The organism is Sphingobacterium sp. SGR-19 (assembly GCF_011043555.1).
Classification (GTDB): Bacteria; Bacteroidota; Bacteroidia; order Sphingobacteriales; family Sphingobacteriaceae; genus Sphingobacterium.
Window position 1 is genome coordinate 308,174 of record NZ_JAAKGS010000001.1, and the last position, 18,894, is coordinate 327,067.

General features: G+C 40.0%; 20 protein-coding genes and 1 tRNA gene. 4 read left to right on the forward strand and 17 right to left on the reverse strand.

Translation table 11 applies throughout. The annotated features are described in order from the left end of the window. Positions 1-141: 141 nt before the first annotated feature. Both G5B43_RS01385 and G5B43_RS01390 read right to left on the reverse strand, forming a co-directional pair. Positions 142-1,878, reverse strand: coding sequence for an ABC transporter ATP-binding protein (locus G5B43_RS01385; RefSeq protein ID WP_165292925.1), 1,737 nt, complete (start codon positions 1,876-1,878; stop codon positions 142-144). Then, entirely contained in the window at positions 1,859-3,709 is a 1,851-nt protein-coding gene (locus G5B43_RS01390; RefSeq protein ID WP_206367192.1) for an ABC transporter ATP-binding protein, read from the reverse strand. The genes G5B43_RS01385 and G5B43_RS01390 overlap by 20 nt, the downstream gene beginning before the upstream one ends. 229 nt (positions 3,710-3,938) lie before the next feature. Between G5B43_RS01390 and G5B43_RS01395 the strand changes: the two genes are divergently transcribed. Next, complete coding sequence (locus G5B43_RS01395; RefSeq protein ID WP_165292926.1) at positions 3,939-4,763, forward strand: helix-turn-helix transcriptional regulator; 825 nt, start codon at positions 3,939-3,941, stop codon at positions 4,761-4,763. A 20-nt stretch (positions 4,764-4,783) separates the two neighbouring features. Here the strand turns inward: G5B43_RS01395 and G5B43_RS01400 are convergent, their stop codons facing one another. From G5B43_RS01400 to G5B43_RS01450, 10 genes are all read right to left on the reverse strand, one after another. After that, positions 4,784-5,623, reverse strand: a complete 840-nt coding sequence (locus tag G5B43_RS01400; protein ID WP_165292927.1) for a class D beta-lactamase — start codon at positions 5,621-5,623, stop codon at positions 4,784-4,786. A gap of 10 nt (positions 5,624-5,633) precedes the next feature. Continuing rightward, positions 5,634-6,026, reverse strand: coding sequence for a DUF1801 domain-containing protein (locus G5B43_RS01405; protein ID WP_165292928.1), 393 nt, complete (start codon positions 6,024-6,026; stop codon positions 5,634-5,636). A 108-nt stretch (positions 6,027-6,134) separates the two neighbouring features. Further along, complete coding sequence (locus G5B43_RS01410; protein WP_165292929.1) at positions 6,135-6,833, reverse strand: hypothetical protein; 699 nt, start codon at positions 6,831-6,833, stop codon at positions 6,135-6,137. A gap of 96 nt (positions 6,834-6,929) precedes the next feature. After that, complete coding sequence (locus tag G5B43_RS19660; protein WP_410528472.1) at positions 6,930-7,172, reverse strand: dihydrofolate reductase family protein; 243 nt, start codon at positions 7,170-7,172, stop codon at positions 6,930-6,932. Between the two features lie 118 nt (positions 7,173-7,290). After that, positions 7,291-7,662 (reverse strand): hypothetical protein, encoded by a 372-nt coding sequence (locus tag G5B43_RS01420; protein WP_165292931.1) that lies wholly within the window; start codon positions 7,660-7,662, stop codon positions 7,291-7,293. Between the two features lie 331 nt (positions 7,663-7,993). Continuing rightward, positions 7,994-9,085 (reverse strand): helix-turn-helix domain-containing protein, encoded by a 1,092-nt coding sequence (locus G5B43_RS01425; RefSeq protein WP_090974089.1) that lies wholly within the window; start codon positions 9,083-9,085, stop codon positions 7,994-7,996. A gap of 40 nt (positions 9,086-9,125) precedes the next feature. Continuing rightward, on the reverse strand, positions 9,126-10,322 hold the full coding sequence (locus G5B43_RS01430; protein ID WP_090974088.1) for an MFS transporter: 1,197 nt from the start codon (positions 10,320-10,322) through the stop codon (positions 9,126-9,128). Then, a complete protein-coding gene (locus G5B43_RS01435; protein ID WP_165292932.1) occupies positions 10,319-11,377 on the reverse strand; it encodes a TonB-dependent receptor in 1,059 nt (352 codons plus the stop codon). The genes G5B43_RS01430 and G5B43_RS01435 overlap by 4 nt, the downstream gene beginning before the upstream one ends. 520 nt (positions 11,378-11,897) lie before the next feature. Further along, positions 11,898-12,185 (reverse strand): hypothetical protein, encoded by a 288-nt coding sequence (locus G5B43_RS01440; protein WP_165292933.1) that lies wholly within the window; start codon positions 12,183-12,185, stop codon positions 11,898-11,900. Positions 12,186-12,847: 662 nt separating this feature from the next. Then, positions 12,848-12,921: transfer RNA gene (locus G5B43_RS01450), tRNA-Ile, on the reverse strand. A gap of 90 nt (positions 12,922-13,011) precedes the next feature. On the opposite strand from G5B43_RS01450, the gene G5B43_RS01455 reads away from it, so the two are divergent. Further along, the gene (locus tag G5B43_RS01455) at positions 13,012-13,209 is read left to right on the forward strand and encodes a hypothetical protein (RefSeq protein ID WP_165292935.1); all 198 of its coding nucleotides are present in this window, start codon (positions 13,012-13,014) and stop codon (positions 13,207-13,209) included. A gap of 264 nt (positions 13,210-13,473) precedes the next feature. Next, positions 13,474-13,665: a 30S ribosomal protein S21 gene (rpsU, locus tag G5B43_RS01460; protein WP_165292936.1), complete on the forward strand. Its 192-nt coding sequence runs from the start codon at positions 13,474-13,476 to the stop codon at positions 13,663-13,665. A 55-nt stretch (positions 13,666-13,720) separates the two neighbouring features. On the opposite strand, the gene G5B43_RS01465 is transcribed toward rpsU, so the two are convergent. Genes G5B43_RS01465 through G5B43_RS01475 form a run of 3 tightly spaced genes read right to left on the reverse strand, consistent with a single transcriptional unit; the run spans position 13,721 to position 17,038 of the window. After that, complete coding sequence (locus G5B43_RS01465; protein ID WP_165292937.1) at positions 13,721-14,878, reverse strand: glycosyltransferase family 4 protein; 1,158 nt, start codon at positions 14,876-14,878, stop codon at positions 13,721-13,723. After that, entirely contained in the window at positions 14,853-15,863 is a 1,011-nt protein-coding gene (locus G5B43_RS01470) for a lysylphosphatidylglycerol synthase transmembrane domain-containing protein (RefSeq protein WP_165292938.1), read from the reverse strand. Before G5B43_RS01470 ends, G5B43_RS01465 begins: the two co-directional genes overlap by 26 nt. Further along, a complete protein-coding gene (locus G5B43_RS01475) occupies positions 15,863-17,038 on the reverse strand; it encodes a glycosyltransferase family 4 protein (RefSeq protein WP_165292939.1) in 1,176 nt (391 codons plus the stop codon). The genes G5B43_RS01470 and G5B43_RS01475 overlap by 1 nt, the downstream gene beginning before the upstream one ends. A gap of 189 nt (positions 17,039-17,227) precedes the next feature. Between G5B43_RS01475 and G5B43_RS01480 the strand changes: the two genes are divergently transcribed. Beyond that, positions 17,228-18,199 (forward strand): endonuclease/exonuclease/phosphatase family protein, encoded by a 972-nt coding sequence (locus G5B43_RS01480; protein WP_165292940.1) that lies wholly within the window; start codon positions 17,228-17,230, stop codon positions 18,197-18,199. A gap of 9 nt (positions 18,200-18,208) precedes the next feature. Here the strand turns inward: G5B43_RS01480 and G5B43_RS01485 are convergent, their stop codons facing one another. Both G5B43_RS01485 and G5B43_RS01490 read right to left on the reverse strand, forming a co-directional pair. Continuing rightward, positions 18,209-18,463, reverse strand: coding sequence for a hypothetical protein (locus G5B43_RS01485; protein WP_165292941.1), 255 nt, complete (start codon positions 18,461-18,463; stop codon positions 18,209-18,211). Between the two features lie 59 nt (positions 18,464-18,522). After that, positions 18,523-18,768, reverse strand: coding sequence for a hypothetical protein (locus G5B43_RS01490; protein ID WP_165292942.1), 246 nt, complete (start codon positions 18,766-18,768; stop codon positions 18,523-18,525). Positions 18,769-18,894 lie beyond the last annotated feature (126 nt).

The following is an 18,894-nucleotide window of genomic DNA, read 5'->3' on the forward strand; positions in this document are numbered from 1 at the left end:
GAACGACTTTTATTTTATTCCTCAACCCATTGTTTGTTGATTATCAAACTCCTGATTATCTAATGATAAACCTTTAATTTTATATGTTGATTAAACTATATTAGGTAGAGACAATTAATCAAAGTTCGAGCATCGCTATAGTTAACCTTTGGAAATATGCCAACTCCTTACATTTTCGTATTGGTGGAATAGTTTGGAAAACACACCATTGCCACTTTTTAACGCTTCGGGGTCACCAAACTCAACAACTTTTCCTTCATGTAAGGAGACTACCTGCGTGGCGGCAGCAAGAGTTGTAGGTCGATGTGCGATAATAATTACCGTACGGTTAACGTCACTTGCCAAATTCGCTATCGCACGGCTGATGGCCCTTTCATTTTCAGGATCCAGCGCAGAACTTGCCTCGTCAATCAGTACAATAGGTGCGTTTTTAAGAAATGCTCTTGCAATTGAAACCCGCTGACGTTCTCCACCTGACAACGACGTACCCGCTTCTCCAACTTTCGTTTCCCAACCATTAGGTAATCGCGCGATCATTTCGTCTAAGCATGCAAGTTCTGCTGCCTTTGATAATTCCGTCGTAGATGCATCCGGTTTCGCGAGTCTTAGATTATCCTCAATTGACGTATCAAACAGATATACATCTTGGAATATAACAGCTACATGCTGCATCAAACTATCGTAATCGTAAGACATTAGTTCCTTGCCTCCAATGCGGACGGTTCCGCTGTCAACATCAAAAAATCTGGCAATAGCTCTTATTACAGTTGTCTTTCCTGATCCAGATGCTCCGACCAAAGCCGTGGTACTACCGGGTGGACAATGGAAAGAAACATCGTCTAACGCGAGATTGTTCCCGTAGGAATAACATACGTTTTCGAGCGTTATACCCGCATGTTCAATTGTTTTTATGCCATTATCGCATTTGGGCAAACTTGGCGTATCAAGGATGTCCTGAACCCTTGTTACCGCATTATTCATGGCACGCAAAGCACCTATCAACTCAATCAGGGAACCGAGCGGTTCAAGAAAGCGTACGGCAATTACAAACAGCGCGATGGTATCGGGCACAGAGAGTGTATTATTGACCAATAACTGTATGCCTAACACAATCAATGCAATGAAGCCGCCCATGACTACACCCGTAAAAGTAAGATCGGGCCACAGGGACTTTTGCAATCCCCTGCGATAGGTAATGCGATGTTCCTCCAATGCTCCTTGCATACGTGATGTTCCTGAAATACCCAATCCAGCAGCACGGAGCACGGTTTGTGCCTGACCAAGTTCGATGGCGCGTCCGGCAATTTCTGTAGCAGCTTCTTCGAGTTCTTCATCGGCTATAGCTGCAACGTTACCTGCATGTCTTAAAGCAACAAGTGCTATCACCATGATAGTCAATAATAAGAGTGCTATTCGCCAATCAACGAAAAATGTGACCAAAATAAGCGTAGCCGGTACCAGAGTGGCGGTAATTGCTGGAGCACCGATGGTTACGGCGAGATTTGGTGCGTTGCCTACATCAGCAGTAATTGACCGTGCCATACGGGCTTTCTGTTCTGTTGTGAACCATCCCAATGGCAAGACGGTAATATGCTTCATCACATGGTGTCTAAGTTTTGCGGTAAGTTCCATACTCGCAGTAAATCCTACAGGAGTTGCGATAATCGTCAATACAGCATAGACAACCAGTAGTATTCCACCCGCTACAAGCCACGGTTCAGCTTCTACGAAATTTGGTTTTGGTTGCAATAGCGCTCGTAAAACAGGTATTAGCATCCCTAGAAGCACACCTTGTAGGATCGCATTGGTTGCATGCAGTGCGCCAAGCCGAACCAACAATCCCGGCTCTGGCCATAAACTATATAATTTCTTTATCATATCGATTTTGATTTTTTTGTTGTGAATTCCACATACGGCTATAAAGACCATTAGCGATGATCAATTCTTTGTGCTTTCCGGTTTCAACGATTTGGCCATCGTCAATGACGATGATTTGATCGGCTTCCTGAATGGTGTGCAGCCGATGAGCAATGACAATCATTGTTTTTCCCGAGGCAAGCTTTGACAATGCTTGCTGTACAGCTAACTCGCTATCGGGATCTAGAGATGCGGTAGCCTCATCGAGAATGACAATAGGGGCGCCCGACAAAATTGCTCTGGCGATAGTGAGTCGCTGGCGTTCCCCTCCCGACAACCCGCTAGAACCGGAACCTAAGACAGTATCATACCCATTTGGCAATTGTTCGATAACGTGATGGATTTGAGCCGCTTGCGCGGCGTCTTTAATTTCGGCAAGTGTTGCTCCGGATTTACCGATGCGAATATTTTCGGCAACGGTGTCTCGGAGCAGTACGACATCCTGAAAAACCAAGGACATCGATGATAGCAAGCGGTTTGATGGTATTGATCGTATGTCTGCACCACCTATAGATATGGATCCAGCTGTCACGTCGTAGAAGCGAGGTAACAAATTGGCTAATGTTGATTTTCCTGCCCCGGATGGCCCCACTAGTGCTGTGACAGTTCCAGGCTCACAGGTCAAATTGATGTTTTTCAAAACCATATTTTGTCCGTCATAGGCGAAAGACACATCATTAAACGATATCTGATACCCGTTCATTGTTTGGAACTGCAACGGTTCGGGCAACGGTTTTCGATTCAATAGATTTTCTACATTTCCGGCGGACAGCCGCCCCTTACGTAGACCCTGCGACCCATGTATTGCCGGTACAATTGACGTCGGCATTCCAATTCCGACAACCAGAAATGGAATCAGGTCACCCATGCTGAGCGAGCCGGAACGAACAAAAAGCAACCCCGACACCATCACTACTCCGAATATCGTCATCTCGGACGCCAGTAGTCTAGCTATTGCGGAGCTATATTTGGTTTCAGACACCCATGCAGCCATTGCTTTCGTATGTTCATCCACCGCTTTCGCAAATCGTTGCATCATTCGACCGCCTGTGCCGAATGTTTTCACAACGCTTATACCATCCGCATATTCCACACTAGCCGAGCTTATCCGCGCTTCTGCGGCAAGCAGCTTGCCCATGTGCAACGTCATGGAACGCATGGCGATCCGGTAGAAAACAAACATGAACACAAGTACAGAAATTGTTATCAGGCCCAGTCGCCAATCAACCACTAACAAGTAGGCGCTTCCTATTAGTATAGCAACCGCTGCGCCAACGGTTTCACGCAAGGAATGGGCAATTAGTTGATGCATCTCTTCAAGATCATTTGTCATAACTTTCTTTACAGCCGAGGAGCCTTTATATCGGAACCACCCCAACGGGAGTATTCCTAAATGTCTAACGATACGTAGACGTATGTCGTGTAGAATTTCGGCATCTGCATAATGGCCAATACGTGATGAAAAGAACGTAAGCAATAGACGTAGGGACGCGCCAGTTAACCCGACGGTAACCCAGAACCAAAGTGTGTCGGATTCATACGAGCCATCCGATAAACTTAAAGTGAGTCGGCCAATCTCCGCAATGGCTATATACGGAGCCAAACCAACTGCCGCTGCAATAGCGGACAACGATGTCGCGAATATTAACTTTTTACGAACGGGTTTCAATAGACGAGCTAAAGCGCCGGCACTCATGAGAAAGGGGTGATCATCTGTAGAGACTGTTTGTGATCCATATCGTTTCCTTGGATTTTCATTTGGATCTGTCGTATCAATCAGGTTATCTATCATTATTATTTTATATTAATTCTAAATAGTGTATTTTTGGATATCATTACTGATACAAAATTCTGTATTTTAGGTACTGGTAGTCAACGTGCTGAGAAATACGATCAACGGGAAAGGAAATAATATGGGATATCATCTAGCGTTAGATAATGAACGGTTCAGCTTGTCCAACCGATACTTTACGGAAAGCTTATCAAGGACTAATTACTCGATCGGACACAATCATGTATCCATGGATTTGGTGGATGTTGCAAACCAAAATTTTCATATGACCTGGGGTACCTTCAGAGCGGCGACTGAATCGACGCTGACAGAACATTTCGATGCGCCGTCCATTGTATCTCATTTCCAATTATCTGATTCGACCAACGTAAAGGAATTTCATGTTTATCATCAACATCCAAGCATTTATACCCATGATATACCAAAAACAAAAAATGGTCAAAAGGACCAATTTTTTGAAGTTGCTATAGAATTATCTTTTTTTGAGAAAATGTATACTCCAGATAGTTGTTTCCTCGAAAAAATACAGCAACAACTCCTGCATCCCACTTATTCAGAAGAATTTTTTCGAGCGACAATCACACCTAAGATGAAAACAGTGATTATCGAAATGGGTACGCATAGTTATAAAGGTCATTTAATGTCCGTTTATCTGGAGGCGAAAGCCATGGAACTTTTCCTTATGCAAATTCAAGAGTTGGATAGGCAAACTTCTCCGAAAAAGTGTAAATTATCTTCATATGATATAGCGTGCCTTCATGATGCTAAAAACTTTATTGAGCAACATTTCAACCAATACATTTCAATTGTGGGGCTGGCTCAGCAAGTGGGAATCAATCAAACCAAGCTTAAAGCCGGTTTCAAAGAGCTTTTCGGTAACACCGTTTTTGGTTTCATCCGCGACCTCCAAATGGAAAAAGCAAGGTATCTACTTCTTGACGAGAAAAGGTACGTGAGTGAGGTGGCAGACATAATAGGGTATAAACATGCACATCATTTTGCAGCTGCTTTCAAGCGTAAATACGGTGTTTTACCTAGCGAATTAAAAGGTTAGGTTTTTCCACTTATTTCGTATTAATCGATGATCTGTAGTTCGCCAAGAAGTGCCTTTGAGACTGATAACCTGCATGCTCCGAAATCATTTCGATTATTCCTACGGTTTTGCAAGAATCGGGACACAAAAATATATGAACTCTCTCCTTTTTCAATAAACCCAACCCACCAGCCAGTATTGACATCATTGTCGCGCGTCCACCCCGTTTTGGAATATAATTGATAGGATTCGTTGATTTCAGTAGTCATCATCTTTTTGACGATATCCATACTCCGTTTCGAAAAAGGTAGGCTGTCCTGTTGCAATCGCTTGAGAAATATTAGCTGTGCAAACGGTGTCACCTCAAATTTCCCAAAGTTCCAGAAATCCAAAGGTTCAGCAATTAATGTCGGGTCTCCGAACCCGCATAGAGCCAGATATTTTTCATAATTGGACCTGCCAATTTTTCGTGCAAGTTCTAAGAAAACCCACACTGCTGAACTTCTGAAAGCTTCGTCAATTGTCATATCATGATAAATATCTGGGCGGTATCCATATTTTACAGTGTCGGTAACGCCTGACCACTTAACAGTGTAATATTCGTCAGGGATGACTCCGATCTCCAGCGCAATTAAACTGTTTATTATTTTAAATGTAGAGGCTGGAAGCGATGGATCGTTTATCGATACAGTGTCAGAGGCAAAAAGTTTATCTTGCGTGGTATCATACACGAGCACTGTACCCTTCACTCCGCAATCATCAAAGTAACGCTGCGCATTCGGTATACTGCATAATTCCGACAAATCACGATAATCGACCTGTGCAAATGATTTCGAAAACAAACATACCACGACGACTACTAACCCTAATTTCACACACATACCAATCCTATTATTTTAATCGCACTAGTTTACCTTTCCGTTTGACGACATTTTTATAATCCCACTGAATATCCCTAGCTTTTGAGAACCAACGAGATAATTCCTCTAAATTGAGTATGTCGACAGAATTAACATATATATGGGCATCCTTAAATTTTCCTGTTCCTGATACAAGTCGCTCTTCTTCAAAACTCTCGCCACTCCAAAACATCAACCTGATGCCACCTTTTAATTTATTATAACCAACAACAGGGTTGTCATCAAGAAACCATACCGGATGCCGATGCCAAATTTTGCTTGCAGCCTCTGGTAAAGCACGATCGATTTCTTCGGCGAGAAAAGTGCATATTCTTGCTTCCTCAGTAGGCAAACGTTCGTTATATAATTTGATATCTTTAGTCATATGCGCAACTAATTAGTTTGGTTTAAATTTATACTTCTTTGGTAAATTTCCAAAAAACTTAACGCAATATTATCTACCAAAGCGTGATTTTCTTTCTATTTCCAATGTCTATTTATTACCTAACACGTTCCCTTCTTTATCCAATAGTTCGAATTTAGGTTCATCGTTCTCATCGATGTATACCCTAATTCTTGCGTTACCAAATTGATCGTTAATAAATAAGCCGACTTGGTTTTGATAGTTTTTCCCAACAAACATTCTATCTTCCATCCACAAACTGTCGGATTTCATTTCACTAATCAACTGCTCCCTCAATTCCTTGTCTTCTATAGCATTCAGTTCCATGTAGCGCTCATAACGTTCGTCAAAACCATCCTCTTTTTTATAATCCCAAATCTGAAGTCCGTATTTTCGCTTGTCATCAAAAGTATTCTCCTGATATTGTAATTGCATGATTTGGTCATCACGATATTGATCAACAGAAAGCACGAGCCCCGCCTGCTCTTCGTTACCATTATACAACAGTCCACCGCATTCATCTCCAATTGAATTAAAAAAAATAATCCCAGCTGGTCGTTCTCGCTGTGGCATTTCCCTGCCGTTGAGGATACCCGGGTGCTGTCGAGTTTCATTACTGATGACCATTCGAAGAGTATCTCCGGATTCATCGACGATATTTAGCCGCTTAACGGTAATCTCATCTATATAATAGTCCTTCTCTTTTTCTTTAAATGCTACAAATACATAACAGAAGACGATGGACGTAAATAGGACGTTGAATATTGTCAAAAAAATATGTTTTTTCATAAATGTTGAGTATGTTATGTCATAGATTTAGTTATCAACCTCGTAATATGGATCTACTGGCCCTGAACGGTATTGCTTTGCTATAGTTAGATGCAATCAAAGGCGCTGTTGTACCTCTTTAAACGAGGGAATTCTTTCACCCAAAATAATCGGGTTGATTCTTATCCGGATTTCATCTACCAATCCAAGGTTAACCAGCGAAGTGGTCAATCCGGATCCTCCGAATAGCCAAATGTTTTTCCTCTTTGTAGATTTTAATTCAAGTACCCGCTTCTTTATGTCTTTACTAATTTTCATAAATCTAAAATACCATTCCATCGGTAAAAATAATCCATCCATAAAATTTCTGATAACGTTTGAAGATTTGTTTATAACGCTACAGGATTTAATAGAGCTTAATCCCCTGGCAAAACTCGTAGCTATAGCATCAAATCCAAGCGCATTTTTTCCATTTCGTTTAACTCGTATATATCACTTGTTTTGTAGCGACTTGTAGTCTCTCCGATATGGACTTGATACGACAGAGTACGTTATCAACGTAGTGTTGCTGTGCCTCCAAATTATATTTTTCATTGAGGCGTGTGGTTAAATCACCTACCATAAGTTCCAGTAGAATCCCCCCCTTGTTCTCTTTCACACTAAAAATATAATCTATATCATGTTCTATATCCCAATGCACGATCGTCTTCATTGCATTAGATACATGAAGTTCCTTAAAAGAATCGAATCCTTTTTCCCACTCTTCAATGTATTTGTACTCCACCAATACGTCTTGAATTATAATCAAATCTGCGTCGATTGAAATCGAGCCCCTAACGAAATTTGTCATTAATATTATCTTTTGTTTTTTGATTACTTGCAAGTTCAGCCAAGCCAAGTCAATTTAAATTTTAACAGCAAAACTAAAGGCATAAGATTTGTAAAACGCTCTTCGTTATAAAGTTGAACCAAATCAAATACCGAAATAAAAACCTATTAACCAGTAACTTATGGGTATACGTTTGTAAAGTCGCACAAATAGTTATCGTTCCATTTAGACGGCTACCCGAATTGTAATCAATGTTTTCATGTGGCGACTGATTCTACATTGTTAATCAACACACTTAAATGGGGGGTAAACAATGAGGTACAGCGCACCTATATATGTAGAATAATTAAGACTAAACACTGCTTTTTCTATACTCTGTTGGTGTATAGTTTGTCATTTTTTTGAAAGTGTTATTAAAGGAGGTTTTCGAATTAAATCCAGATTCATAAGCTATAACGAGGACATTTAAATGGTCATAATCTGAATTTTTTAATAGTTCCTTGGCTTTGCGAACCCGATATCGATTAATAAAATTGAAGAAATTCTCTCCCATTGCGTTGTTTATTAAATAAGATAATTGGTGGGTAGTTAAATTCATTTGTTCAGCGAGCTTAACAAGATTGAGCTCACTATTGAGATAAGGCTTTTCGAGTTCCATAAGTCGGAGCAATTTTTCCTTTAGTTGATGCAAGTCAGCATCCTCTATGACCTTGACCTTAGGAACGTCTGTTTGTTGCTCAATTAGTGTATTATTGCTGACGATGTCGGAGAGCTCTATTCCCTGAGGGTAGATCTCCTTTTGTCGAAGCGAATAAAATGCAACTAGATAAACTACCGCAACGAAGAATAGATTGATGTAGATACTGAGCGACTCTGCTTTCGTCAAAAAATTGTACGCCGTGACGATAGTTGCTGATCCGATAAAGCTATAAGTAATATATTTAATCCAACGCAGGTCTATTTTTTCGGTATAGGAATGAAAGGACTTAATTGCACGCTGGTGTTTTAAAATTTTCGCATGTGCCCATATTATGTAAAATACGGAGTGCCCTAGGAAAAATACGATAGAGCCAACTTCAAATAACTCGTTTTTAACGCTTGGCCTAAATAATAGATATAATAAAAATACCGCGGGCGCAATGGCTATCCCTCCATGCTTCCAAGTTAACCTTGTGTCTGGTTCGGTATAAAATTTGACACTTAAAAAGAAGGTTATTGGTACTAAAAATTGAAACGTCCTTAATATGATAAATACGGCACTTGTTGTATTGAGGTGTTCAGAAAATAAAAGCTCATCAAGCCAGAAAGTCGACCATTGAAATGTAAAAATGCCAAATAATAGATTGGCTCTCCGATTAACGGACGTCACGTTACTGAGATGTAGAAACGATAACAATAGCAATCCTCCTGCTATCAACATAGTGGCAATAAGATCTAGATTCATATGTCTAAAATTACGCTTAAAATATAAATAAGGAAAATCACTAAACAACATCTTCCCACTCGTTCGGTTTTATACTCTTGTATGTTGACATAAAAACTAGCTGTACCAAGATTATCCCCGCAATACATACAAATAGGACAGGATATCCGAAATTTTGAGCAATATATCCCGACACGAATATTATCGGATTATAGAATAAGCTGGACAGAAAGTTTTGCAGTGAGTAATCTGTTGCCTCCACGCCACTTCGAACATGTCGCATAGCCACATCGTTTAATATCATGCCGGTTAAACCGAGCATACTACCCATAGCCAAGCATAGAAATATAATTATAGTTGTTTGTGAAGATGAAACATAGCTTAATAGAAATGCTGAGGCAATGGCTATGATATTGGCCACAATAGCAATTATCAACTTCGTCCGTATTTCTGCTCGCTTAAAAACAAGGCCAGCGACAAGTCCAGAAGCCACCGCAGCGCCCATGCCCCATATACCGAAAATATATCCGACTTCGGCGAGACCGAGACCTTTGTCTATCAACTGAGGATTAGAAAAATAAAAAGCGACATTGGCAGGGATTTTCAATAAAAGCAAAAGAGGTATCCATTTTTTAAATTTAGCATCTTTAAAATATTCAAGCATTTGTCGTATCGAAACGTCCGATCTTGTGTCCGGTTTCTTACTGTATTTATTATAACGGATTGTAGCTATCACCGGAATAAGTGTTACAACAGTCAGCAATGTAATAGTTGCATCCCACCCCAATCGGTCATAGACAAGTAGTACTCCGCCACCGCCAATTAATAATCCAAAATACCCGCCACCTGCTTGTAACCCGTTCCCGATACTCTTTTCCTTATCCGTTAATGATGTAATTGCGAACGCATCCATGGCGATATCCTGTACACTCATACAAAAGATCGCAAGGGTAAACAATATAAGCAACCCGTATAAGTTATCGACGTATAGAAAGCTCGCCGGAAAAAGAAATAATGCATACAATATACTCGCAGTGGATACCCATTTGAAGTAACTGCTACCAAATCGATCTACGAGTGGCGCCCATAAGAAACTTAGGGCATAAGGAATCATAACAAGCGATAAATAGCCAATTTTATCCAATCCAATGCCTTCCGAACGCATGATGGTTAGCAATGCCGTTCCCATAAATGCTATGGGGATGGATTGTGTGAAATATAATAAGCCAATAATAGCGTATTTAGCATTCGTCTTCATCGATTCTGAAATCTAAGAGACAGAGTTAAGCCGTAATTTCCGGGGGCTCCGAGAACAACGAAAGGTGAACCCGAAGCATAAATACTTGAAATATATCGGTGGTTGAAAATATTTTTCATCCAGAAAGCGATTCCTATCTGTTGATAGTTTGCTTGAAGCCTCACGTTGAATAGCGGGTAAGATCGCTGGCTAATAGAGTTTGCGATGTCAAAAGATTGAAATCCGATATGATTCCATTCTAGCCGGGCGGTACCAATGATTTTCGGAGCTATTGGACAGCTGTACTGTGCGACCAACATAGAAGTGAAATCAGGCTGGGAAAATGCAGCTAGGCTAGCGGAAAACTTGTTGGAGATCCCATTAAATTTGAATCCCATCTCCCAATTCCTTGAGAACTCTGGATTGTAGGTCAATAATGCCGGTATACTTGTTCTATTATTCAAGCCTCCCGCACGGAACCCTGTGGAATAGGTGGCATATAAAATAACCGCGTCCGTAGGTCTAAAACTCAAATTCAACTTCTGTGTGAACGCTGTGTATTTTCCCGTTATCCGCATACGTTGCTGGATTTCGGTATCAGGCGTTCCTTCCTTAATCATATCGGTTTGGGTATACATTAATTTGTTTTCCCAATCGTATCTTAACCCCGCTGTAATTTCCAGTTTTGGTAAGATCGTATAGGACATCTGGCCGAAAACTGCGATTCCCACATTATAAAATTGTGAGGGTGTCCGTAGTTGATATGGCGCATAGCTATTTCCATCGAACACGGCGTCTTCGCCAACATGTATCACGCCTATTTCCTTACGCTGATGAAAGTGGAGAAAACTTCCCACAGTCCAATATAAGTTAGGCATGCCGAGATTGTTGTTATCAAAACGTAATTCCTGTGTCAGCGTTCCCGATGCATTATCGTTGGGCGAATCCACATACGCCGAACTGTTGATGTCTTGCGGAGTCCAATCAAAATCCCATCGACCATCTTTTATAAAACGGTTACTGTATTGGTAAGCCGTGATGCTATGTATGTTAAACCACCTGTTGTGGTTTTTCATACTTAGTCTTGAGAAATCCAAACCCACATTATTTAGAATCATTATTAACAAATTAAATTTGATGCGAATTTGGGATAAAAATGATTCGAAATGGCCACGCAAGAAGAACAAAAATCAACTCAAGAAGAACTTTTCGTGGAGTCCAACCCTTTATACCGACAGGTAAAACTCTATTGATTGTGACAACCGATGATGCTATTGGCGTCAATAATACAAAATTGATTGATGTAGAATCAGTCAAGGACTGATAGAGAATTTTGTAATGTTCCGCGGAAAGAACTAATGCTTCCTCGGTTTTGTCGTGTTCCAAAGGAAAATCAACCAAACACCAAAAGCAACAACAAATCCAATCCATGGGGTTTTCATGGACAGTGCGGCAAAGAAACTTATTGTTGCGATAATACAAGTGATAAAAAACTAAAACACAGTTTTCATGATAATCAGAATTTACATTTTAAAAAATGATCCCATCGAATTGCACCGGGACTAGATTCCCCATACAATTCGACGATGATAGTTATTAGGCGGCCACGCTCTTTATTCCGTTCTTTACCTGTATTTTCTTCATCACCTTGATTTCAACTTTTTTAAGCTGTGCAATGACTTTCCGCTGAACGTCATCCACAATTTTCCAATCTTTGGCAATGTAAATATCTGTTGTGCGATTACCCTCGTCCACGTGATTGAGTGCAAGAGCTACATCGTCTTTGCTCATCCGGCAATCATTTCTTGCGGTGTTTGCGAAAGTATGTCTCGCCCAGTACAAAGTAAGTTCGGGTATACCTGTCAATTTGCATAACTGTTCCATGCCTTTGCACAATGCCCAATTGAGACAGTCGCAACCGGAATAGCGTGCGGATAACTTGCCAAGGTATTTTTAAAGTAATGGCCTGGCTTCCTCGACAATCTTGATGCTGATGAATGCATTGTCCTTGCGCTTGCCCTCCGTCTTGGAACGGTTGTAATCCACGCGGCCGTCTCTAATATCCCGTTCCGATAATTGATAAAGGTCTACAGCATTTATTCCGCAGAGATCAAACGAAAGCATATACAGTTCTTTGTATCGTGAAACTTGATAAAATCGATATCTTCATCTTTGTCTCACAGGTAATCGCGTAGAGATTCAGCGGTAAAATAATCCAGTCGGTCGTCAAGTTCGCTGATCATCTTTCGATAATCCCTTAGCTGCTGCTCGACCTTGTCGGCGATGAAAGGGTCTTTTACCTTGTAATCCTTGGGCAGCTGTTTTCTGACACATAAACTTTTGCGCTTACGGTTGCCATAATTTTTTCAATTGCCACACAAAAGTTCCGTTACCTATTTGTTACGGTTTTGTGTGAAGTTCAACAATAAACTATGTAAAACACACCGTTTCGGAGAATCCGACACAGCGTAGGGCGCATGCTCCTAAAGTGCCCTAATAAACGCAAAAAGCCATTTTTCGTAAAGAAAAACGGCTTTTTTTGAAAGTGCGCCCACCTGGGCTCGAACCAGGGACCAAAAGATTATGAGTCTTCTACTCTAACCAACTGAGCTATAGGCGCAGCATTTTGAGTAATCTGTCAAAAGCATCACTACTGTTCTGTTTTGACGATGCAATTATCGATATTTACAGGGAGAAAACAAAATTTTCCATGCAAAAAATTGAAAATATTATACTCGATTACGGTAATGTCATTTTTATGATTGACTTCGCTCGTGTACATGAAGCTTTTATATCCTTGGGTATCAAAAACGTATATGGTTTCTTTGGGCATCGCGCTCAAGGCTCCATATTCGATGCCTTTGATCGAGGAGAAATTAGCGCTTCGGAATTTAGAGATGCTAATTGAACAAGATCGAACTGACCTGATTTGACCGACGAACAAATAGATGATGTTGGAAGGCATCGGATAGCCCTCAACATTTTGGAAGCAGCAGAGAAATTGCGATTCGGTATTCGGTATTACACTGTGTAACGAAGAAGAACCGTTAGAAAAAATTGTGAAAAGGATCACATTGTCGGCATTTCTTTAACAATTCCTTTTAATATATAGATTATTTGTGTATTTTTGCACACACAAAATTAAAGGGCACGAAAGGAGGTATTTAAAAGCATGATTATCGTAAATGTAAAAGAAGGAGAATCTTTAGACAGAGCGTTGAAACGTTTCAAGAAGAAATTTGAGAAAACTGGTGTATTACGTGAACTTCGTTCTCGTCAAGCATACGAGAAAAAATCAGTAACTCGTCGTACCCAGATTAAGAAAGCAATCTACAAACAACATTTAAACCAAGAGACCGTTTAAAACTGTTTGATACGATAGAAAGTTAAAAGAGACTGTTTTTGTGAACAGTCTCTTTTTATTTTATAATCAATTCCCTGAATAGGTCTGCATATTCACTTACCATTTTTTCCCAGCTAAAATGGGTTAAGGTGTAGGCCCTAAAAGTAGAACGTCGATCCTCTGTGTCATCATACGACAGCTTCTGTATAGCTTTGGACCAAGCGTTGGCATTTTTAGGCTCGACTTGAATCCCATTTCTAAGATGTTGTATAGCATCGGTAATGCCTTCCAGCGCAGCGGCTAGAACAATCGTTCCACAAGCACTAGCTTCTAAACAGACCAATCCAAAGCCTTCCATATCCCCGTCTACATTAATGTTTGGCATTAAAAAGGCCTCTGCATGGCTTAAAAGAATACCCAGATCTGCGGAAGGTAATTTACCGACATGTTTCACCCGGGACGAATACGTAGGATCACGTAATAGGTCGCGTATTACTGCTTGATCTGACGGATATCCCATAAATAACATATAGAGGTCGCTCCAGCGACTGGGCAACCGTGACAGCCATTTTTCAATTGGCCGAGTTTCCCTGACAAACGGCCCCGCCATGACTAAATAAAAATCATCCGGCAATAGCGGTAATACCTCCCGTATAAACCAAGAAAATCCCTTACGCTTAACTGGTCGCCCCAAAGTCACCAAGACTTTCTTTCCGACAGGTAAGTGATATGTATGCTGAAATTTTTCCCATTCTGTGATAGAGGTTTTCGGCGCCACCTGATGACTAATACCGTTTGCAATGACAGAGATCTTTTCCGAGCTTATTCCACGTTGGACAGCAGCAGCAGCCGTAGCCTTACTAACCGCTACAATATGATCGTATCGATTAAATCGTGGAAAAATAAAACGTTCGTAGATTTTCAGAGGGAAAACGACATCAAGTCCATGAAGTGTGACCACTCTTCGTAGATGGCTATAACCGACATGCCAAAGACTAACCGCTGCTATCAGTCCATCGTTGAAATGTACAATGCCAATTTTAGGATACCGATGTATCATGGCTAGAATACGACCGTTCAATTTACGGAAAAATTGAAAGTGGCTTTCGCCTTCTGTATAGACAATTTTCCGTACTGTACCGTACGCACGCATTCCCTCAATCAACTCAAAACTTTGCTTTTCCATTCCGCCGGTAGCAGGTGGATATTTATGACTGACGAACAGGATTTCCATGTCTGAAAACTTTAAATATATCGGTCTTCCGAGTAAAAACATAGCAGAATGCTCCTATCAAAATCCAACATAGTTGGCGTGCACGGCGCAATATAGACACCGTTACCCAAGCAGTGACAGCTTGAATACCAAGGCTGGCCAATACTACTTTATTACCTAACTCCTCAATGCCTATTTGACCCGGTACGAACGCTGCTACGCTTTTAATAACGATAACCCCCATATCCGCCAAAACACCCTGCATTAATGAAACATTATACCCTAGAAAACGAAGTATGAAATAAAATTCTAAACTTCCTACCAACCAATGTAAAAAGAAAAAGAAATATGACCACCAAAAAAGTGATTGCCTGTGTTGGAAAAAGTATTGTGTCTGAGCGATTAAATTAGAAACTATTCCCTTGAGCCGGCTCCATAAGTTAAGACGATTATCCTTGTTGATTTTTGCTGTCCGATTTTGGTTAAGTAGATAGAAAAACAATATTTTTAGCGAAACTAATAAGAGTGTCACAGTAAGTATGCCATGTAACCAAATTATATTCAGTTGGTTACTTCTTGTCACTAATAACCAGCATAGGCCCAGGATAAAAAGCAATAATTGTGATAAAACAGCCGTAATACGCGATATTACAACGGACTCTACTGCTCGATCTTCTGAAACTGCATATGATTTCAGCATTTCACTCTTTAGCATATCCCCACCTATTACGCTTGATGGATTATAGAAACCCACAGTTTCGCCAACCTGTCGAATACCGAAGAGCTGCCACAGTGAAACATTCTTCCGCTGTGACCCTAAGCATAACCACCAGCCAATTGTCCCCAGTAAATACGCAAGAAACGTAACGAGCAGGATAGTAATAAACTTACCGCCTATTTCTCGAAGCTCCTGAAAAACAGCCGTAAAATCAATTTGCACAATAAATACAGCTATCGGGACGACGATACAAACAAGAATTAAAATTTTCAGTACCCTTTTATTCATCAGCATGCCGTCCAAACCATACGCCCATTCGACTGCATTCCTAGTCGCGTTACTTCATCGAAATAACGGTCTGTCAAATTATTCCAATCTAATTTTTGTGTATAGGTAACCCCTGTATTACTTACAAATTTATGTAATGTCGGATCCGACAATAGCATACGGATATAAATAAGGTAATCCCCTGCCGATTTAGGTGAACATTTGTAACCTGTGTGTCCGTGACGTATCAAATCTGCACTTCCTCCGCTATCAGCAATAACGCAAGGCAGACCAGAAGCCATTGCCTCCACAACTACATTTCCATATGTTTCAGAGATGGAAGGAAAAACAAAAATATCAGATGAAGCATACAATTTTGCGAGCTCGTTATGTCGCAGTTTGCCCATAAAGAACGCATCGGGCATCTGCCGTCTCATTTCCTCTCCAGCCGGCCCATCACCCGCTATTATAAAGTTATGTGCTAGTTCTGATTTCCGAAGCCGCTTATAAATATCAATTAATGTTTGTATATTCTTTTCCCATACGAGCCTGCTGGCGAATAAGATATTGGGGTTATCATTTCCCGTGATATTTCGCACGTATTCTAGGTCTCTTTTTTGTGGATTGAAAAGTTTTAAGTCGATACCTCGTTGCCATAAAACCATTTTCTCTCTTTCTACACCAAGACTATCCAACTGCTTTTGCATCGCACACGAAGGTACATATACTATATCGCAATGGTTATAAAACCGACGGGTAGCAGAAGTCATCCAGCGTTGCATAGGCTTAATGAGCGTAGGAACTTTGCGAAAATAATAAGGTATATAGGAAAGAAAATTGGTATGATAAAGACTAATGACTGGAATATTTCGCGATTGTGCATAGCGTAGAGCAAAAAAGCCCAAGAAAGAGGGCGTCGCAATATGAACAACGTGTGGCTGAAAGGTATCTAGTTGTTGCTTAATATGGCCTTTTGCCAATGCTGGCAGACTAACGCTATAATCTTTATTTAACCCGGTATTGAGCGTAGGTATTCGAATAGAGCCATATCCATCGATTTGCTCGGGACCTTTTCCGTATATAAATAAAAAAGAAAAACGAGTGGGGTCTATTCTGTTGATAATTTGAAACATAGTGCGGGATGCCCCGTCATATTCTTCAAATAGTATCTCGGCAAAAAAAGCTATTCTTATCATACACCTAAAGATGTTTGTTTTTACGAAAATAAATAGTTCATATTTTCTTAATAGAAACTGAATATTAATGATTTATGAAATTTTAGAGCTCATTTTTATTTTATACATAATTTAAATACAAAAGGATAATTATCGGTTTACAAATAAATAATAAGCATCGTCTAGCTTTGAGATATCAAACGAAAATACATGGTGTTCAATATGGTCTCACATAAAAAGAAGCACTGGATAAAGGTATTATCTGTTTCATTCTTTCCAATTTTTTTAGGTTTTTATCTAACCAAAATCACACATTCCAATACTTATCCTCCGTCTTATATAGAAGCTTATGAAAGTGAATTAAAAGATAAAGATGAAGGTGCGCTGTCATTATTGACATATAATATAGCGGGGCTCCCTGATTTTCTTTCATCTGCAAAAAGTTCTCGTGCCATTAGCACAAAAGAAATTTCACGGAAAATTAGCCGCTTCGATATCGTGAATGTACAAGAAGATTTCCATTATCATCATGCTCTTTATGGAAACGAAAATAAACACCCCTATCGAACTCCGCATAAAATAGCAGTACCGTACGGCGATGGTCTCAATACGTTGTCTAAATATCCTATCCTAAAAACAAAGCGAATTCCCTGGCGACATTGTAATGGTTCAGATTGCCTTGCGGCCAAAGGATTTTCCTTTACTCAAATTGAAATAGCAAAGGAAATTCGGGTGGATGTCTATAACGTTCATGCTACTGCTCAAGATGATGAATCTGCGGCTGCAGCTCGAAAGAAAAATTTATTACAATTAGCTGAATATATTAATACACATTCAGCCGGAAATGCTATCATTGTAATGGGCGATTTCAATGCCCATTTTAGCGCCGTTTGGGATAACATGGATTCGTTTATAGAAAAAACAGGCTTGCAGGACGTATGGACAATACTAATAAAAAATGGCAAATGTCCTATTGCCCATTCCACTTTCATCCCAAAGGAAAAACTAGCTCTTACAAATAATTGCGAGAGTATTGATAAGATTTTTTTTCGGAATAATGCTTATCTTGAATTTTCTCCGTCACAATATAAAGTGGAAAAACGATATTTCTCCAATAACGATGGTATTGCACTTTCCGATCACTATGCAATTTCAAGTGTATTGAAATGGAGGAAAAAATAATTTTTGATCTTAATCTTCCGGAAAAAAGCGTACTTCTTGTTGAGTATGTATGTTTCTAAAACTGACAGACGCGTGCTCTTTTAAATTATGTAAAAGCTCGTAATCAGGGTCCGCATTAAATGCTCGCTCGATTTTTTTCAAGACGAGTACAGCTTCTTCATCGCCTGAACACGTTTTGTAAAGTGCTTCGGAAAAGACACCTAGGTTTTTGTCCTCCACACTTTTAATAATTCTAATAGGTCGTCCTGGCAATTTCTCTTCCATATTTTAAGAACCTTTTTCGATTGAAAAAGTTCTTTACCCCCAACTAAAATGACCATTTATCAGTCCACTTTCGTAAACTCCGCTATCAATTCATGTGTCTTCTCTTGAATGTTCTTTGGAAGCTTGTGGAATACACCCTGATCTAAGGTCAACAGCCCCTCCTCCTTATATATCTCAGGGGTATAAAAACACTCATGTAGGGAACCCACTTGGGATTCATCGGATGTAAAATATTCATGAAACTCCGCTTCTATTTTGTCAACAAGCTTATTAAGCTGCTCTTTTGTAATTGTATTGGTTTCCATATTCAAACTCACATATTTAAAAAAACAACTGAATCCATAAGATGTTCTAATAAACTATAAAAACATCAACAATAAAAACTATCGTAGTTTTAAACGGAATCTCCATCAAATTGTTCCCTTAATAAA

What these genes read in the sequence shown, in the direction of transcription:
- G5B43_RS01385 (WP_165292925.1), bottom strand. Translation starts at nt 1,878, where the DNA reads ATGATAAAGAAATTATATAGTTTATGGCCAGAGCCGGGATTGTTGGTT.
- G5B43_RS01390 (WP_206367192.1), bottom strand. Translation starts at nt 3,709, where the DNA reads ATGATAGATAACCTGATTGATACGACAGATCCAAATGAAAATCCAAGG.
- G5B43_RS01395 (WP_165292926.1), top strand. Translation starts at nt 3,939, where the DNA reads ATGGATTTGGTGGATGTTGCAAACCAAAATTTTCATATGACCTGGGGT.
- G5B43_RS01400 (WP_165292927.1), bottom strand. Translation starts at nt 5,623, where the DNA reads ATGTGTGTGAAATTAGGGTTAGTAGTCGTCGTGGTATGTTTGTTTTCG.
- G5B43_RS01405 (WP_165292928.1), bottom strand. Translation starts at nt 6,026, where the DNA reads ATGACTAAAGATATCAAATTATATAACGAACGTTTGCCTACTGAGGAA.
- G5B43_RS01410 (WP_165292929.1), bottom strand. Translation starts at nt 6,833, where the DNA reads ATGAAAAAACATATTTTTTTGACAATATTCAACGTCCTATTTACGTCC.
- G5B43_RS19660 (WP_410528472.1), bottom strand. Translation starts at nt 7,172, where the DNA reads ATGGATGGATTATTTTTACCGATGGAATGGTATTTTAGATTTATGAAA.
- G5B43_RS01420 (WP_165292931.1), bottom strand. Translation starts at nt 7,662, where the DNA reads ATGACAAATTTCGTTAGGGGCTCGATTTCAATCGACGCAGATTTGATT.
- G5B43_RS01425 (WP_090974089.1), bottom strand. Translation starts at nt 9,085, where the DNA reads ATGAATCTAGATCTTATTGCCACTATGTTGATAGCAGGAGGATTGCTA.
- G5B43_RS01430 (WP_090974088.1), bottom strand. Translation starts at nt 10,322, where the DNA reads ATGAAGACGAATGCTAAATACGCTATTATTGGCTTATTATATTTCACA.
- G5B43_RS01435 (WP_165292932.1), bottom strand. Translation starts at nt 11,377, where the DNA reads ATGAAAAACCACAACAGGTGGTTTAACATACATAGCATCACGGCTTAC.
- G5B43_RS01440 (WP_165292933.1), bottom strand. Translation starts at nt 12,185, where the DNA reads ATGGAACAGTTATGCAAATTGACAGGTATACCCGAACTTACTTTGTAC.
- G5B43_RS01455 (WP_165292935.1), top strand. Translation starts at nt 13,012, where the DNA reads ATGCAAAAAATTGAAAATATTATACTCGATTACGGTAATGTCATTTTT.
- rpsU (WP_165292936.1), top strand. Translation starts at nt 13,474, where the DNA reads ATGATTATCGTAAATGTAAAAGAAGGAGAATCTTTAGACAGAGCGTTG.
- G5B43_RS01465 (WP_165292937.1), bottom strand. Translation starts at nt 14,878, where the DNA reads ATGGAAATCCTGTTCGTCAGTCATAAATATCCACCTGCTACCGGCGGA.
- G5B43_RS01470 (WP_165292938.1), bottom strand. Translation starts at nt 15,863, where the DNA reads ATGAATAAAAGGGTACTGAAAATTTTAATTCTTGTTTGTATCGTCGTC.
- G5B43_RS01475 (WP_165292939.1), bottom strand. Translation starts at nt 17,038, where the DNA reads ATGATAAGAATAGCTTTTTTTGCCGAGATACTATTTGAAGAATATGAC.
- G5B43_RS01480 (WP_165292940.1), top strand. Translation starts at nt 17,228, where the DNA reads ATGGTGTTCAATATGGTCTCACATAAAAAGAAGCACTGGATAAAGGTA.
- G5B43_RS01485 (WP_165292941.1), bottom strand. Translation starts at nt 18,463, where the DNA reads ATGGAAGAGAAATTGCCAGGACGACCTATTAGAATTATTAAAAGTGTG.
- G5B43_RS01490 (WP_165292942.1), bottom strand. Translation starts at nt 18,768, where the DNA reads ATGGAAACCAATACAATTACAAAAGAGCAGCTTAATAAGCTTGTTGAC.